The sequence below is a fragment of the Variovorax sp. 05N34 genome (assembly GCF_056397405.1).
Genome location: NZ_JBFTNI010000012.1, coordinates 1 through 14,438, shown reverse-complemented (window position 1 = coordinate 14,438; position 14,438 = coordinate 1). Strand labels below are relative to the sequence as shown.

Genomic DNA, 14,438 nt, shown 5'->3' with positions numbered 1-14,438 from the left:
CGCGATCAGTACTGTCCCTTGGGCTCCAGGCCGAGCAGGTATTGCCCCACCATCGAAGAAACTGCGTCCCAGTTGAGACTGATATGGCGAGAGATAGCGTTCGCATCGCGCCACATACGTTGAATGGGCTGATTCAGGGACAAGCCCGCACCCCCGACGCTGGCGAACACGGCCTCAACGGCATCGCGTGACAGACGTGCTGCGAAAGCGTGGTCTCGACGGTTTCGAATTCTTTGTTCGACACTGATCGTGTTGCCGTCGAGAGCCATTTGCTCGACTTGTGCGGTGTCCCGGTACAGCAGCAACCGCGCCGCATCGACGCTTGCGGATGCTTCGGCCAAGCGAGACTGGACAGGAAAGAACTCGCTCAGGCGATTGCCACCTCCAGATACGGCGCCGCGGGTGACCCGGTTGCCAGCCAATTCAATCATCTCGTCGACCGCACCTTGAGCAGTTCCGAGGATAGGAGACACCAGGCACACCGGCACCGCGGAGAGGAAAGGGATGCGATAGATCGGATTTGCGTTGACCTTGGTGCCCGGAGGGCAGTTGGACGAAGCTTCCGCGAACGTCAGTTTGCGGTGTGCCGGGATGAAAGTGGGCTTCTCGATCACGACGGCCTTCGAGCCCGTTCCCGCTTGGCCCGCTACATACCAGTTGTCTTCGATAGACCAATCGGATCGGGGAGCGAGCAGAAACCCAGCGGTGGGTGCCGCACCTTTCTCTTCGGGCGGAAACTGGACGCCGAGGAGAGCCCATTGAGAGTTGTCCACGTTGGATGCAAAAAGCCACTTGCCGTGCACAAGGTAGCCTCCGTCGACTTTCTCGGCCATGGTTGCCGGCGCGTATGAACCGCAGACGATGGCGCTGGGGTCTTTGCCCCACACGTCTTCCTGAGCTTGCTCGGGAAACGTGCCGACCAGCCACTGGTGGATGGCGCCCAAAGAACAGCCCCAAGACGATGAGGTGCAGCCGCGTGCAAGTTCGCTAACCACATCGATGAATGCAGTGAAACCGTACTCATAGCCGCCGTATCGGGCAGGTTGCATCAGCTTGAAGAAGCCCGCGTCATGAAAGGCCCGGGTGGTCTCGTCTGACACCCGGCGATCTTGTTCTGTTCGCTGCGCCCGGGCGCGCAGCACCGGGACGAGTTCACTTGCGGATGCAACTAATTGCCCGATCGGAGGGGCGTCAGCCACGGGCGACCTTCGGCCGGGCGCAGGGAGGTCAACGCGGTTCAGTTGTGCGAAGGGAGCAAAGCGGGCGGCGGATTCGGTCATGGAGGTCTCCAAGGTGCTACGGGTTGGGTGAGGCCTCAATTAAAGTCCATAATATTTGCAAACGCAATTAAAAAGAGCCTAGGGTTTACTCTATGATTCCGGCATCATTTGCTGTTAAATTCGCCTTTGTGAAACGAAAATCAGGTTCAGTGGTGCCCATCCAGCAGCATCGACCCAACGGTCGGTCGCCCTCAGAGTTGAATGCGTCTGCAGGAAAAAAGGAAGATCACGATCTGGAGCGTGCGATCCCTTACTTGCTTGCGCGCGCAGGAACACGAATGGGGCAGTCGTTCAGCAAGGAGCTCAAGCAGTTCAAGCTATCGCTGACCGAGTGGCGGGTTTGCGTTGCTCTGCATCACAAGGAGCACCAGCGCCTGTCGGATCTGGCACTGCATACATCAACGGACGCTTCCACGCTCTCAAGAGTGGTAGACGGTCTCTTGCAGCGGGGCATTCTCGTGCGCGAGCGATCGAACGAGGACGCTCGTGCAATCGCTCTCGGTTTGACGGAGGCGGGACGAGAGCTCACGCTCCGAATCATCCCGCTCGCGCAGCTGTACGAGCGCGTGTCGTTGTCTGGGTTGAGCGCCGTGCAGGCAGAGGCGCTTCGAGACATGCTCGCCATGGTCTACGACAACCTAGCGGTTTTGGATACCGAGTGAGGAAATGCGCTTTCCGCACAGGACATCAGTGCCCGACGGGGTGACTTGACGAAATTGCCCGGTGTTCGACTTGAGCGCCGAGCGTCTTCAAATAAAAAGTTTCGGAGACGGCAAAGTGAACATCATCGCGATCGACTTGAACCTCTTCCTTGTCTTTCAGGCGATCTACAACACGCGCAGCGTGACGCTTGCAGGTGATCGCCTTGGCATGACGCAATCCGCCGTGAGCAATGCTCTCAAGCGTATGCGCGAACGCTTCAACGACGTGCTGTTTGTGCGTTCGCCGGAGGGGATGGTCCCAACGCCAGTTGCCGAGCGCCTCATCACCCCCATAGAGGAAGGCCTTGCCTGCCTCGTGCATGCGGTCGATCAGGGGAGAACATTCGAAGCGGCATCATCGACCCGCTTGTTTCGGATCGCGGTCAATGACATTGGTCAGTTGGTCATGATGCCGGAGCTGCTCTCTGTCGCTCGCTCTATCGCACCGGGAGTTCGCTTCGAAACGGTGGATGTGTCAATGCCCGAAGCCAGACAGCGGATGCTCCATGGGCAGATCGACATCGCGCTCGGAAGTTGGGAGATGATGGGTCCATCCTTCTATCAGCAACGGCTATTCGATGAGACGTTCGTCGTCTTGATGTCCAAGTCCTCTCCTTTGGCCACCAGAAATCGCATCGACATCGAGGACTATCTTGCGGCCGAGCATGTGGCCTACCGACCCCAGGGGACAACCGATTTCCAGCTCCAGCAAACCCTCGGCAAGGCAGGGGCGCTGGACCGCCGACAAGTAGTCCTCACAGCCGCGCACTCACTTGGCTTGGCGTCGATCGTCGCCGCCTCCGGACTTCTCATGACGGCGCCGGCCCGGCTCGCGAAGGCGATGGTGGAGTCTCGTTCGGACCTGCGCAGCATCCCTGCGCCCTTCGAAGTGGTGCCCTTCGAGATTCACCAGCAGTGGCACGAGCGTTTCCACCAAGACAGCGGCAATCGCTGGTTGCGTGAATTGATATTCGGCCTCTTTCACGTGAAATCGCGTCTCGGTGACGTGCTGCGCCCTCAGGTTGAGTGCGCCTAATCTTCGACTAACGCGTCATCATGCTGCTGATCGGTCAGGGTGTTTCGCCTTCAAACGCACGACCCAGCAACTCTCGCAACGCGGCTCTCTCTAGCGGCCGCGGATTGGGGTATTGGTTCGATACAGCCAGGTCGGCAGCTTGGTCAAGTCCGCTAGAGACCATGCCGATGGATCTCAATGAGACGGGAGCTCCGTGCGATCTCGCAAGTTCAAACATGCCCGAGGGTGCATCCGCGACCATGAGCGCCTTGGCGATCCGGTCCATAGCCGCAGGCGCCGCCTTCGCGTTGTAGCGCAGTGCGTGCGGTAGCACCACTGTGTGCACTTCTGCATGCGGTAAGTCGAATGTCCCGCCTAGCGTATGACACAACTTGTGGTGCAGGCCCATCGACACGGCACCGAGTACAGTGCCGCAAAGCCAGGCGCCGTACAGCGCGGAGCTGCGAGCTGAGACATCGCGAGGATTCTGCTGCAGTGGATTCAGCGCCGCGGCGCAGGCGCGTATCCCCTCTTCAGCCATCAGCGCGATGACGGGATTGCCATCATGAGCGTACAGCCCCTCAGCTGCGTGGGCGATCGCGTTGATTGCACTGGTGACGGTGAGATCCAGGGGCAGCGACAGCGTGAGCATGGGGTCGTAGACCACGACCCGAGGAAGCACGCGGGGGTCTCGCCCGGTCTTCTTGAGGCCGTTCTCGGTGATTCCGTAAATCGGCGTGACTTCGCTGCCCGCGTATGTGGTCGGCACCGCAATGATGGGGAGACCGGCTTCGAGGGCGATCGCTTTTCCGAGTCCGACAGTAGAGCCACCTCCGATCGCCAATGCGCAGTCTGCGTCAAGTTCGACAGCGAGTGCGCGGGCCTTGCGCGCGGTCTCGATTGGCACGTGCATGACAGCTTCGTCGAAGATCGATGCGACACGGCCCGGGAGCCGCTCTGCAATCGCTTGAGCCTGATCGCGCTGGTTCGGCGTGCACATCACCAGTACGCGCTTGGCACCGAGGCGCTCAAGCTCCGCGGGGAGTTGATCAATGCTGTCAGGTCCAAAGACGATTCGCGATGCGTTCGCGGTGTAGACAAAGTTTTCCATCATTAGGCCGGGATGAGCAGATAGTCGACCTGGTGCCGGGAGACGCGTATGTCGCCAAGTTCGCGCTTGACGCGGAGGTGCTCAGGATGTGTCGCATAGGCGCTAAGGCTCTGCGCGTCCTGGAAAACGGTACACAGCCCCACGTCGCAGGCATAGTCGACGTGGCTCGTGTCAATGCCGACCTCAAGCTCGCGAAGGCCTGGGATCTTCCCCAGAAGTCCAATGAATGCGTCGCGCACTACGATGGAATTCCTGCTTCGCTCGGCGGCCGTCGCGCCGGCGACGCGCCACATGACAATGTGTTTGACCTCCATGGCCTTAGTCCTCCCGCGCATTGTTCAAGACGAAGTCGTATTCGAGGGTATAGAAAGGCACATCTGCCTGCGTTCCGTCTGGCGCCGTGCCCGGCTCATGGCGCTTCCAATCCGCGATGAGAGAAGAGCGCACGCCGAAGACAGCATCCGAATCCAGATAGGTCCCGCCTGAGCGGAATACGTGCGTGATCAGGGTCTGGTATCCGGGCGCCTGGATCATGAAGTGCAGGTGCGCCGGCCGCCAAGGGTGGCGCCCGACGGTCTCCAGCATCTGCCCCACCGGCCCGTCGTGAGGGATAGGGTAAGGAACGGCTACGATCGATTTGAAGTGATAGCGCCCATCGTCACGAGTGGTCAGCCGACCCCTGCCTTGGGCGTGGTCGAGCCCGGGGCGCTGTACATCGTACGAACCTTCATCGTCCGATTGCCACACATCCATCTCTGCATTGGCGATCGGCTCGCCGTGGATTCCGCGGACGATCCCGCTGACAAAACAAGGTTCGCCGGTTGCGCCGTTGGAGATGTCATCGCCGTTGTTGTAGGTCGGCGCATCGTGCACGAAGAAGGGCCCGAACACGGTCGCTTCCGTGCATCCGCTGGGCCTTCGGTTGCACTGAGCTGTGACCAGTGTAGAAAGGCCCAGAACATCGGACAGGAGGATGAACTCTTGTCGCTTGTCATCGGTGATCTTCCCAACGCGGGTAAGAAAGTCGATCCCTGCGGACCATTCCTCTTCGGTGAGTTGAATCTCCCGTGCGAAGTCATGAAGGTGTCGCACAAGGCTGTCCATCACCGTCTTGAGGCGGGAATGGGATGCTCCCGCTTGCGCCTTCAGCACGGCACCGGTGATGGTCCATTCGTCAATGTCAATCATTTGATCTCCATGCTCGGCGGGCGAGCCTGTGCTACTTGAGCTTGAACAACGACATCGCGTTCGTCCGGCCGATCTTCGTGCGGTCCGCCTCACTGATGCTCGCGTCGTTGAACCAGTTCGAGGCGTGATCAACGTTCTCGAAGGGCCAATCGGTCGAGAACAGGATGCGGTCCGAACCGATTTCCAGCATCGCATCGATCAGCGTCTGGGTGCGGAAGTTGCCCGAGGTCGTGAGGTAGAAGTTCTCCTGGAAGTATTCGCAAAGCTTGCGCTTCGCGGGGTATCCCTTGGGTGCCTTCACCCAGGCATTGCGATGATCCACTCGCCACATGTTGTACGGTAGCCCCTCGCCCAGGTGCCCAAGAATGATCTTGAGGGCGGGATGGCGGTCGAAAAGCCCACTTGCCATGAGGCGCAGAGCGTGCACTGCGGTTTCCTGAGCAAACGCCCAAGTGGGTCCGAGCAGCCACGGGTGGCCATCGTAGATCTGCGCCCAACTTTGCAAGGGATTGCGCGGATGCAGATAGAACGGCGCATCGAGACGTTCGGCTACGTCCCAGAACGATTCATATTGCGGCGCATCGTAGTAGACGACATTGTCTGGCGACCCGACTTGCGAGAAGCCATTGACCAAGGCTCCGCGAAAGCCGAGGTCCCTCATGCATCGCTCGAGCTCCTGTGCTGCCTTCTCGGGGTCCTGCATGGGGAGGGCTGCAAAAGCCTGGAAACGGTCGGGTCTCTTTGCGACTTGCTCCGCTAGAAAGTCGTTCGCCCGGACAGCAAGCTCGTAAGCCTTCTTCGGATCAGGTACCGCTTGGACCGCAGGCGCGTTTAGCGAGAGGATCATCATTTCCATGCCGTTCTCGTCCATCTGATGCAGGCGCTTGTCGTGGATGTCGAGCAGACGACTGCTAAGTTCGGTCCAGTAGTCACCGGGCACGAATCCAGCTGAATCCTGCAACGTCTCTTGAATTGCAAAGTGCTCCTCGAGGCCGATTTTTCCTTGCATGCGTATCTCCTATGTTCGGCCATAGCCGAGGCCGATTGATTGATGGCAGTTCCACAGTGGCGCTTGCCTTGCTGATCAATGTAATGAGGCCCGGTGCCCTCGGTCGAACGAATTTCCGTGATAGCGAGCATTTGGGAATCGCATGGAGGAAAGGTCGAATGACCGAACCACTCGAACGGCTCGAACGGCGTGGGTTTGACGCGCGCGCGCCCACGACAGCGCCAAGATCGCCTGACTCGCCGTTCCCTTGGGTAGACCCACCCCATCATTTCCAGATTGCATACGGGACATCAAGAAAATCCGTTGGACCCGACAACGCATGGTGCCGATCATCGGAAGCCTCGCAAACTGCACATTCACGCGAGGCACAGCCTGCGGCTCCCGCCGACGCGCACGCTCTGCCGAATCGTTCCTAGGCATCCCATCGGAGACAAGATTCATGCGCCAAATCGACCTTCATCAACTGGCCGACGATGCCAGGTTCAACCGCTTTCACGGCCTTGTGCTTTTTTGGTGTGCGTTGATCATCGTGTTCGACGGATACGACTTGTCTGTCGTGGGCATCGCACTGCCCTCCATCATGGCAAAGATGGGTGTAGACGCGACCAACGCTGGTTTCATGGTCAGTTCTGCGCTGTTCGGCATGATGTTTGGGGCAATCTTCCTCGGCACCATCGCCGACAAAATCGGCCGCCGCTGGGCCATCTCGATCTGTGTGGGCCTCTTCAGTGTGTTCACTGCCGCAGCCGGACTGGCTAACGATCCGGTGACGTTTGGCACCTTCCGCTTCTTCGCGGGACTGGGTATCGGCGGTGTGATGCCGAATGTTGTGGCGCAGATGACCGAATACTCCCCGAAGAAGATTCGCGCGACCCTCGTCACACTGATGTTCAGCGGTTACGCAGTCGGAGGAATCGTGGCATCCCTGCTCGGCAAAGGTCTTATCGAATCGTATGGTTGGCAATCGGTATTCTTTGCGGCCGGCATACCGATACTGCTGATTCCGCTCATCCTGAAGTCCGTGCCGGAATCGATGCCATTCTTGCTCGCCAAGGGTCGAACTGAGGAGTTGAAGAACATCGTCGGGAGGCTTGATCCGAGTTACAAGCCATTGCCCACTGATCAGTTCGTGGTTCCAGCGAAGGACAGGGCCGACAGTGCGCCGATTAAGCATCTCTTCTACGACGGCCGTGGCTTCAGCACGGTCATGTTCTGGGTCGCCTTTTTCATGTGCCTTTTCATGGTCTTCGCGCTGAGCTCTTGGCTGACGAAGCTGATGGCCAGCGCAGGCTATAGCCTCGGTTCGGCACTAACGTTTGTGCTGGTGCTGAATGTGGGCGCCATGCTGGGGGCGATCGTCGGCGGCTGGCTCGCTGATCGGTTCCACATCAAGTTCGTGCTTGCCGGCATGTATGCGTTGGCGGCTATCTCCTTGGCTCTGCTCGGCTACAAGATGCCGACTCCTGTGCTCTTCCTTCTCATCGGACTAGCTGGCGCGTCAACAATTGGAACCCAGATCGTAGCCAACGCTTACACGGGACAGTTCTATCCGATGGCCGTACGCTCCACGGGCCTTGGTTGGGCGTTGGGCGTTGGCCGCAGCGGGGCGATCCTGGCGCCAATTTTGATTGGCGTATTGGTGGGCATGAACCTGCCGCTGCAGCAGAACTTCATCGCCATCGCCATCCCGGCCGTCATTGGAATGATCGCGGTTCTCTTGATCAATCACGATCGATCGGCTTCGGAGCGGCGGGCTGACGTGAGCTCTGGTGTGGATCCCAGCGCGACGGTTGCGGTAGTGCGCGTCGAAAACGGGATGAGCCGGCATGCGTAGCAGCCCGGGGCCCTTCGGCGAGCAGCATGGCATCTCACAAGCACAGTCGCTGCTGCGCCGTTGCGGTGGGACGGCGATTGGACCGGACGATCCAAATTCGACAACTTGAAAGAGCAAGATGAACCCCGAGGCTATTAAACAATTGATGCACAGATTCACCGAGTTCATCAACACGGCCGATGAGCGCCTCGCGAAGGAACTCATCGCCAAGGATGCGGTTTTTCATGTGCCGACGCAGACCACGCCATTGCTGGGTCCTGCGGGGTACTTGTTCATTGTCGCGATGATGCGCGGAGGCTTCCCGGACGTGCAGTGGACCCTTGAAGAGATGATCGCGGAAGGCGACAAGGTCGCTGCGCGCTTCACGATGCGCGGCACGCATCGGGGCACCTTCTTAGGAATTCCAGCGACTGAGAAGCGGATCCAAGTGCAGGCGATGAACTTCTATCGGTGGTCCAACGGGCAAATTTCGGGGGAACGTGGCCAGCCCGACATGCTCGGGCTTCTACAGCAGATTGGTGCATTGCCGACACCCTGAAGATTCATGAGCTGCCCCTTCCTAATGGCTCGCTAGGGGCGCACACCTCGACTGCCATGAATACATGGCAGACAAGATGCGCACATTCCGCGCCTCAAAGGCACGTCTTTGGACGCCACAAAGTGCGTGCGTGTCCGCCGTTCGGATACCGCAGCCTGACTGCTGCTCCGAACGAACGTCCGCTATTCGGCGCTCAATCGCGCGGGCTCGATGTCTCCTCAGGGGCCCTTCCCTGTTATTCGCCCTTCGCGCATGAACGACAACAACCAGCCTTTTCCTGCCACGGCCATACGCGCCCTAGTCACCTGATCAACGATCTGGCCAATCGCGGTCCGTGGACACGGCAGAGGTAGCCAAAGACGACGTGCAAGCCTGGTGCTCAGGAAGCATCGCTGTAGAGAAGTGACTATGTGCAAACGGGCAAACGTCCGTAGCTCAAGAACTGAGCAAGAATGCTTCATTCACCAGCATTTCATATCCGCGCCCGTGGACCTGCGCACTCTCCGCTATTTCATCACCGTTCTTGAAGCCGGCAGCCTTTCGCGCGCTGCGGGCGGCCTCTACATCGCTCAGCCCGCTCTGACGGCGCAGATCAAAAAGCTCGAGGCGGAGCTGGGCGCGCAGCTTTTCGATCGCTCGCACGCGGGCGTCACGCCCACACAGGCCGGCGTGCAGCTCTATGAAGATGCGCGCCGTCTGCTGAGTGATGCCGACGCGGTGCGCGAGCGAATCCAGCGCCTTCCGCAGGGGCCGGAAGGCTCCGTCACTGTGGCGCTGCCTTTTCTGCTGGCGTCGCTGCTCATGGGGCCTGTGCTTGGCGCGCTGAAGATCTCGCACCCGCGCATCCGCGTCTTTGTCTTGGACGACCTGAGTCTCGGCGTGAAGAAGGCCATGCTGGACCGGCGCGCGGACTTGGGCGTGCTGGTTGATTCGCCGCAGGTGGAAGGCTTGCAGTGCAGGCTGCTGGTGCGCGAAGCCATGTACTTCTGCGGTCACGATGAGGACGGCAGCGTGCGTCGCATGCTGCGCAAACCCGGCCCAGCGAATACGGCGAAAGCAGCAAAGCCGGCCCGCCAAAAAAAGAAACCGGTGAGCAGCAGCGACAGCAGCCAACGCCCCGAGATCGATTTTTCCGACGCGGTCGCCCAACCTCTGGTACTGCAATCACGTCGCTTCGCCATCCGTCGAGGGGTGGAGGATGCAGCGGCCGGTCTGGGCCTGTCGCTGAACATCGCGCACGAACAAGACTCCACCCGTGTGATTCGCTCCCTCTACTTGAACGGCGCTGGCTTCACATTCACCCCGGCCTGCGCGCTGAACGACCAGCCGCCACCGCGCCCGAACTGGGTCGTTGCACGCGTCGCAAAGCCCGACCTGCAGCGCACCTATTCGCTGGCCATGCCGGCGGGCAAGCCAATGGACGCGGCAACGCAGGTCGTCAGGGATACGCTGATCGAGCACATCAAGCAGATGATCGAATCGGGCACGTGGGAGGCCGAATGGCTGGCCCGAAGCTGACCAGCCCATCAATTCCGTTGATCCCTGTAGATCAACAAACGGTATTTCCCTGATACCCGGCCTTCTGGAACAGTCGAATCAAGCCCCACGGCACAGCGCCACCGGGCATGTTCCAGGAGACACCCATCACTACCCCGATTCCCTTTTCCGCCGCGGCGCAACGGCGCGTCGCCAACGTCGGTGCACTGGTATCGCGAAGCGCTCGCGCCTACGCGAACCGCGTCGCCATCAAGACCGCCACGCGCAGCCTCAGCTATGCCGAGCTCGAGCGCCGCTCCAACCGTCTGGCCAATGCGCTCCTTGGCCTGGGCTTGAAGCGCGGCGACCGCGTGGGCATCTACCTGCCCAACCGGCCCGAGATCGTGGAAGTGGAACTGGCCTGCTACAAGGTCGGGCTCATCAAGGCACCCTTCAACGCACGGCTTTCTCCGTCCGAAGTGGGCGAGATCGCGGCCAACAGCGATGCGGCCGTCATCGTCACCACGGCCGCGCGGGTCGAGTCCTTCGGGTCGCACATCCGCGGCGCGATGCCACACCTGCTGCTGGTGGATGAACAGCCTGCCGGCAGCGGCGAATCCAGTTCGTACGAAGACGCGCTGGCCCGCGCAAGCGACGCCTTCGAGGCGGTGGCGGTCACGGCCGACGAGGTCGCGGTGCTTCACTACACATCGGGTTCATCCGGCGTGCTCAAGGCGGCGATGCAGACCTTCGGCAACCGGCTGGCGCAATTGCGCAAGTTCCTGCTGCGCTCCGAGGGCATGAACGAAGGTTCGGTGCTCGGACTGGTGGGCCCGATCACCCACGCATCGGGCATGCAACTGGTGCCGGCGTTGTGCAGCGGCGTGACGATCCGCTTGTTCGACAGCTTCGAGCCCGGTCGCTTCATTGCGGATATGCGCGCCGACCGCGTCACGCACACCTTCATGGTGCCGACGATGATCAACATGCTGCTGGGCGAGTTGGAAGGGCAATACCGTCCGTTGCCGGATCTGGTACGCCTGGGCTATGGCGCTGCACCGATGGCGCCCGCGCGCATCTTGCGGGCGATGGACGTGTTCGGGCCGGTGCTGTCGCAAGGCTATGGCGCGGGCGAGACGACCTCGGGCGTGTGCGCGCTCAGCGTCGCCGATCACCTGTACGCCCGCGCTGCGCGACCCGAACGCCTGGCGTCGTGCGGCAGGCCCTTGCTGGAATGCGACGTGCAGATCCTCGACGACAACGCCCTGCCTGTGGCCACCGGCGAAATCGGCGAGATCGTGGTGGGCGGCGAAGACGTCTTTGCCGGCTACTGGCGCGCGCCCGAACTCACCGCCGAGGTGCTCAAGAACGGCCGCTATCACACCGGCGACCTGGCGCGGATGGACGAGGAAGGCTTCGTCTACATCGTCGATCGCAAGAAGGACATGGTCATCAGCGGGGGCTTCAATGTGTATCCCTCGGAGGTCGAGGCGGTGCTCTACCAGCACGAGGCGATCAAGGAAGCCTGCGTGTTCGCCATTCCCGACGACAAGTGGGGCGAGGCGGTGGCGGCGCATGTGGTGCTCAAGCCCGGCCGGCCGGCGGACGCTCGCCTGCTCGATGCCTTCTGCGGGGAGCGCCTGGCTGGCTTCAAACGCCCGCGTCACATCGAATTCGTCGCCCAGCTGCCCAAGAACCCGAACGGCAAGGTGATGCGCAAGGCAGTTCAGGCGCCCTACTGGGCCGGACAAGAACGAATGGTGAACTGAGATGGACACAACGACTCCCAACGTGAAGGTGCCCGCACCTTTCTTCGCGGGCCCTTTTGAAGGCTCCGAGCGCGCCGCCGAGATCATCGAGCGCGTGCAGCAGTACCTGCATGGCGAGTTGGCCGATCTGGCACACGAACACAAGGTCGACCAGGAGCACGGCGCGCCGCGCGAGCTGCTGCAGCACGTGTGGCGGCGCTCGCGCGAGCTGGGCTTCTACGGCATGACGCTGCCCGCCAAGATGGGTGGCCTGGGCCTGTCGGTGCTGGACCACGTCCTGATCAAGGAAGCCATCTACGCCACGGGCTCGCCCTTTGCGCCGCACGTGTTTGGCGAGCTGAGTGGCCCGCCGCGCGTGGGCGCACTGGCACGCCAAGCCACGCCCGAGCAGATGCGCGACTTCATCATCCCGGTGGCGCAGGCCGAGAAGGCGATCTGCTTCGCGTTGACCGAGGCGGAGGCGGGCTCCGATGCTGGCGCGGTCCAGACGCACGCTGTGCGGGATGGCGACCACTTCGTCATCACCGGCCGCAAGCGCTTCATTTCGGGCTCGCCCTTCGCCGACTATGCAGTGTTGATGGCTTCCACCGCCGCGGACCCGTCACGCGAACGGGAGGTCTCCGCGTTCTTCGTGGACTTGAACGCGCCCGGCGTGCGGGTGGAGGCTGGCTACAAGACCATGGCCGGACAGAGCAGCACTGGCGACATCGTGTTCGAAGCCGCTCGCGTGCCAGCCGCAAACCTGATCGGCGAGCCGGGCCGCGGCCTGGCGCTGGCCCTGGGGCGCATCACGGTCAACCGGCTCCTGCACTGCCCTGCGATGGTGGGCCTGGCCACCGTGGCGCTTCGCGACGCCCGCGACTACGCTATGCAGCGCAAGCAGTTCGGCCGTGCAATCGGCCAGTTCCAGGCCATCCAGCACATGCTGGCCGAGGCCGCCACCGAGTTGGCCGCGGCCCGCGCGCTGATGATCAACACCGCGCGCCAGATCGACCTGGGCGCCGAGGCTCGCGCAGAGGCGTCGATGGCGAAGCTGTTTTGCTCGGAGACCGCCTTCCGGGTGGCCGACAAGGCGGTGCAGGTGCATGGCGGCGAGGGCATCGTGCAGGGCCGCCGCGTGGAGTTTCTCTTTCGGATGCTGCGCATGTACCGCGTACTGACCGGCACCAGCGAGATCCAGAAGAACACCATCGCCAAGGAACTTCTCGGCGAGTTGCCGGCGCGCTAAAAGCGCGCCGATGCGGGCGCCACTGAGGCCCGCACGGCTTTTCCCTTTCCCCTACAAAAGACTGATGGAGACGAGAGACATGAGAGACATCACCCGGCGAACATTGCTGCGCCGCGGCACCGTGGCTGCCGCACTGCTTCCTTTTGCAACGCCATACGCCGTCCTGGCGCAGCAGGACCCCTACCCCAACCACGCCATCAAGTGGGTAGTGCCCTATCTGGCCGGCACAGGTCCAGACATCACCACGCGCATCCTGGCGGAGGCCGTGTCGCCCATCCTCGGTCAACCGGTCGTCATCGACAACCGCGCGGGCGCGGCGGGCAACATCGGAGCACGCGTGGTTGCCAAGGCACCAGCCGACGGGTACACGTGGATCTATTCCGCAGCGCCGATGGCGGCGAATATGCTCATGTACAAGAGCCCTGGCTACGACGCGTTGAAGGACTTCCGCCACATCATGCGACTGACCAGCTCCGACATCGTGGTTGTGGTGAGTAGCCGGTCGAACATCCGCACCATGCACGAGCTGGTGGCCCAGGCGAAGGCCAACAAGGGGCAGATGAACTACGCATCGGGCGGCGTGGGAACGCCGTCACACCTGGGCGTGGAGATGATGCTCACGTCCGCCGGTGCGCAAGCGACGCATGTGCCTTACAAGGGAGCATCGGAACTGGTCAATGCGGTGATTGGCGACCAGGTGACCTTCGGCGCGCCCATCTTCAGCGTCGCTTATCCACTCGTCAAGGCCGGCCAGCTTCGTGCGTTGGCCGTGGCGGGTTCCAAACGCAACCCCACCCTGCCCGACGTGCCCACGTTGGCCGAGGCGGGCATCAAGGGCGCCGAGTTGACATCATGGGGCGGAATCTCCGTGCCGGCAGGCACACCTGATGCGGTGGTGGACAAAATCCGGGCGGCCTTTCAGCAGGCGCTGGCCCAGCCCAAGGTGATTGCCGCGCTTCAGCAGCAAGGCGGCCTCGTCGACATCCAGGATTCGGCCGGTTACATCCAGGGTTTCAAACACGAAATGAGTTTCACCGAGGCCATGATGAAGAAGGTGGGAATAGAGCCGATGTAGGCAGCAAGCCAGCGAGCGAGCGCTTGGCATCCGTCATCTCTCACAGGCGTGGCATGTTTGTTTATTCGATCGCCTTGGCCATGTCCTCGACCACCTTCTTGGCGTCGCCGAACACCATCATGGTCTTGTCCATGTAGAACAACTCGTTGTCCAGGCCTGCATAGCCCGCGGCCATGCTGCGCTTGTTCACGATCACTGTCTTGGCCTTGTAGGC

The 14,438-nt window shown here is 61.4% G+C and carries 14 protein-coding genes; 8 read left to right on the top strand and 6 right to left on the bottom strand.

The features are described 5' to 3' along the window. Positions 1–5: 5 nt before the first annotated feature. Entirely contained in the window at positions 6–1,280 is a 1,275-nt protein-coding gene (locus tag AC1DMA_RS26450) for an acyl-CoA dehydrogenase family protein (RefSeq protein ID WP_478146001.1), read from the bottom strand. Between the two features lie 92 nt (positions 1,281–1,372). Here AC1DMA_RS26450 and AC1DMA_RS26445 point away from each other — a divergent pair, with 92 nt between their 5' ends. Then, positions 1,373–1,942 (top strand): MarR family winged helix-turn-helix transcriptional regulator, encoded by a 570-nt coding sequence (locus AC1DMA_RS26445; RefSeq protein WP_478146000.1) that lies wholly within the window; start codon positions 1,373–1,375, stop codon positions 1,940–1,942. 115 nt (positions 1,943–2,057) lie between these two features. Next, positions 2,058–3,017: a LysR family transcriptional regulator gene (locus AC1DMA_RS26440; protein ID WP_478145999.1), complete on the top strand. Its 960-nt coding sequence runs from the start codon at positions 2,058–2,060 to the stop codon at positions 3,015–3,017. A gap of 34 nt (positions 3,018–3,051) precedes the next feature. Here AC1DMA_RS26440 and AC1DMA_RS26435 read toward each other — a convergent pair whose 3' ends face one another. The 4 genes from AC1DMA_RS26435 to AC1DMA_RS26420 are packed head-to-tail and all read right to left on the bottom strand — an operon-like array spanning position 3,052 to position 6,304. Continuing rightward, complete coding sequence (locus tag AC1DMA_RS26435) at positions 3,052–4,107, bottom strand: maleylacetate reductase (protein WP_478145998.1); 1,056 nt, start codon at positions 4,105–4,107, stop codon at positions 3,052–3,054. Positions 4,108–4,109: 2 nt separating this feature from the next. Next, a complete protein-coding gene (locus tag AC1DMA_RS26430) occupies positions 4,110–4,421 on the bottom strand; it encodes a Dabb family protein (RefSeq protein ID WP_478128888.1) in 312 nt (103 codons plus the stop codon). Positions 4,422–4,425: 4 nt separating this feature from the next. Further along, entirely contained in the window at positions 4,426–5,295 is an 870-nt protein-coding gene (locus AC1DMA_RS26425) for an intradiol ring-cleavage dioxygenase (protein WP_478128887.1), read from the bottom strand. Between the two features lie 31 nt (positions 5,296–5,326). Beyond that, a complete protein-coding gene (locus AC1DMA_RS26420; RefSeq protein ID WP_478145997.1) occupies positions 5,327–6,304 on the bottom strand; it encodes an amidohydrolase family protein in 978 nt (325 codons plus the stop codon). 439 nt (positions 6,305–6,743) lie between these two features. Here AC1DMA_RS26420 and AC1DMA_RS26415 point away from each other — a divergent pair, with 439 nt between their 5' ends. The 6 genes from AC1DMA_RS26415 to AC1DMA_RS26390 all read left to right on the top strand — a co-directional run bounded on the left by AC1DMA_RS26415 (position 6,744) and on the right by AC1DMA_RS26390 (position 14,224). Continuing rightward, positions 6,744–8,138 (top strand): MFS transporter, encoded by a 1,395-nt coding sequence (locus AC1DMA_RS26415; RefSeq protein ID WP_478145996.1) that lies wholly within the window; start codon positions 6,744–6,746, stop codon positions 8,136–8,138. A gap of 145 nt (positions 8,139–8,283) precedes the next feature. Next, a complete protein-coding gene (locus AC1DMA_RS26410; protein ID WP_478145995.1) occupies positions 8,284–8,676 on the top strand; it encodes an ester cyclase in 393 nt (130 codons plus the stop codon). 486 nt (positions 8,677–9,162) lie between these two features. Continuing rightward, positions 9,163–10,194, top strand: a complete 1,032-nt coding sequence (locus AC1DMA_RS26405; protein WP_478145994.1) for a LysR family transcriptional regulator — start codon at positions 9,163–9,165, stop codon at positions 10,192–10,194. A gap of 107 nt (positions 10,195–10,301) precedes the next feature. Continuing rightward, complete coding sequence (locus tag AC1DMA_RS26400; protein WP_478145993.1) at positions 10,302–11,921, top strand: AMP-binding protein; 1,620 nt, start codon at positions 10,302–10,304, stop codon at positions 11,919–11,921. 1 nt (position 11,922) lies between these two features. Beyond that, a complete protein-coding gene (locus tag AC1DMA_RS26395; protein WP_478145992.1) occupies positions 11,923–13,149 on the top strand; it encodes an acyl-CoA dehydrogenase family protein in 1,227 nt (408 codons plus the stop codon). A 79-nt stretch (positions 13,150–13,228) separates the two neighbouring features. Further along, entirely contained in the window at positions 13,229–14,224 is a 996-nt protein-coding gene (locus AC1DMA_RS26390; protein ID WP_478128880.1) for a Bug family tripartite tricarboxylate transporter substrate binding protein, read from the top strand. Positions 14,225–14,285: 61 nt separating this feature from the next. Here the strand turns inward: AC1DMA_RS26390 and AC1DMA_RS26385 are convergent. Beyond that, positions 14,286–14,438: NAD(P)(+) transhydrogenase (Re/Si-specific) subunit beta (locus tag AC1DMA_RS26385; protein WP_478146068.1), on the bottom strand; the 153-nt coding region annotated here is incomplete at its 5' end.

What these genes read in the sequence shown, in the direction of transcription:
- AC1DMA_RS26410 (WP_478145995.1), top strand. Translation starts at nt 8,284, where the DNA reads ATGCACAGATTCACCGAGTTCATCAACACGGCCGATGAGCGCCTCGCG.
- AC1DMA_RS26450 (WP_478146001.1), bottom strand. Translation starts at nt 1,280, where the DNA reads ATGACCGAATCCGCCGCCCGCTTTGCTCCCTTCGCACAACTGAACCGC.
- AC1DMA_RS26430 (WP_478128888.1), bottom strand. Translation starts at nt 4,421, where the DNA reads ATGGAGGTCAAACACATTGTCATGTGGCGCGTCGCCGGCGCGACGGCC.
- AC1DMA_RS26420 (WP_478145997.1), bottom strand. Translation starts at nt 6,304, where the DNA reads ATGCAAGGAAAAATCGGCCTCGAGGAGCACTTTGCAATTCAAGAGACG.
- AC1DMA_RS26415 (WP_478145996.1), top strand. Translation starts at nt 6,744, where the DNA reads ATGCGCCAAATCGACCTTCATCAACTGGCCGACGATGCCAGGTTCAAC.
- AC1DMA_RS26445 (WP_478146000.1), top strand. Translation starts at nt 1,373, where the DNA reads ATGATTCCGGCATCATTTGCTGTTAAATTCGCCTTTGTGAAACGAAAA.
- AC1DMA_RS26390 (WP_478128880.1), top strand. Translation starts at nt 13,229, where the DNA reads ATGAGAGACATCACCCGGCGAACATTGCTGCGCCGCGGCACCGTGGCT.
- AC1DMA_RS26395 (WP_478145992.1), top strand. Translation starts at nt 11,923, where the DNA reads ATGGACACAACGACTCCCAACGTGAAGGTGCCCGCACCTTTCTTCGCG.
- AC1DMA_RS26425 (WP_478128887.1), bottom strand. Translation starts at nt 5,295, where the DNA reads ATGATTGACATTGACGAATGGACCATCACCGGTGCCGTGCTGAAGGCG.
- AC1DMA_RS26435 (WP_478145998.1), bottom strand. Translation starts at nt 4,107, where the DNA reads ATGGAAAACTTTGTCTACACCGCGAACGCATCGCGAATCGTCTTTGGA.
- AC1DMA_RS26400 (WP_478145993.1), top strand. Translation starts at nt 10,302, where the DNA reads ATGTTCCAGGAGACACCCATCACTACCCCGATTCCCTTTTCCGCCGCG.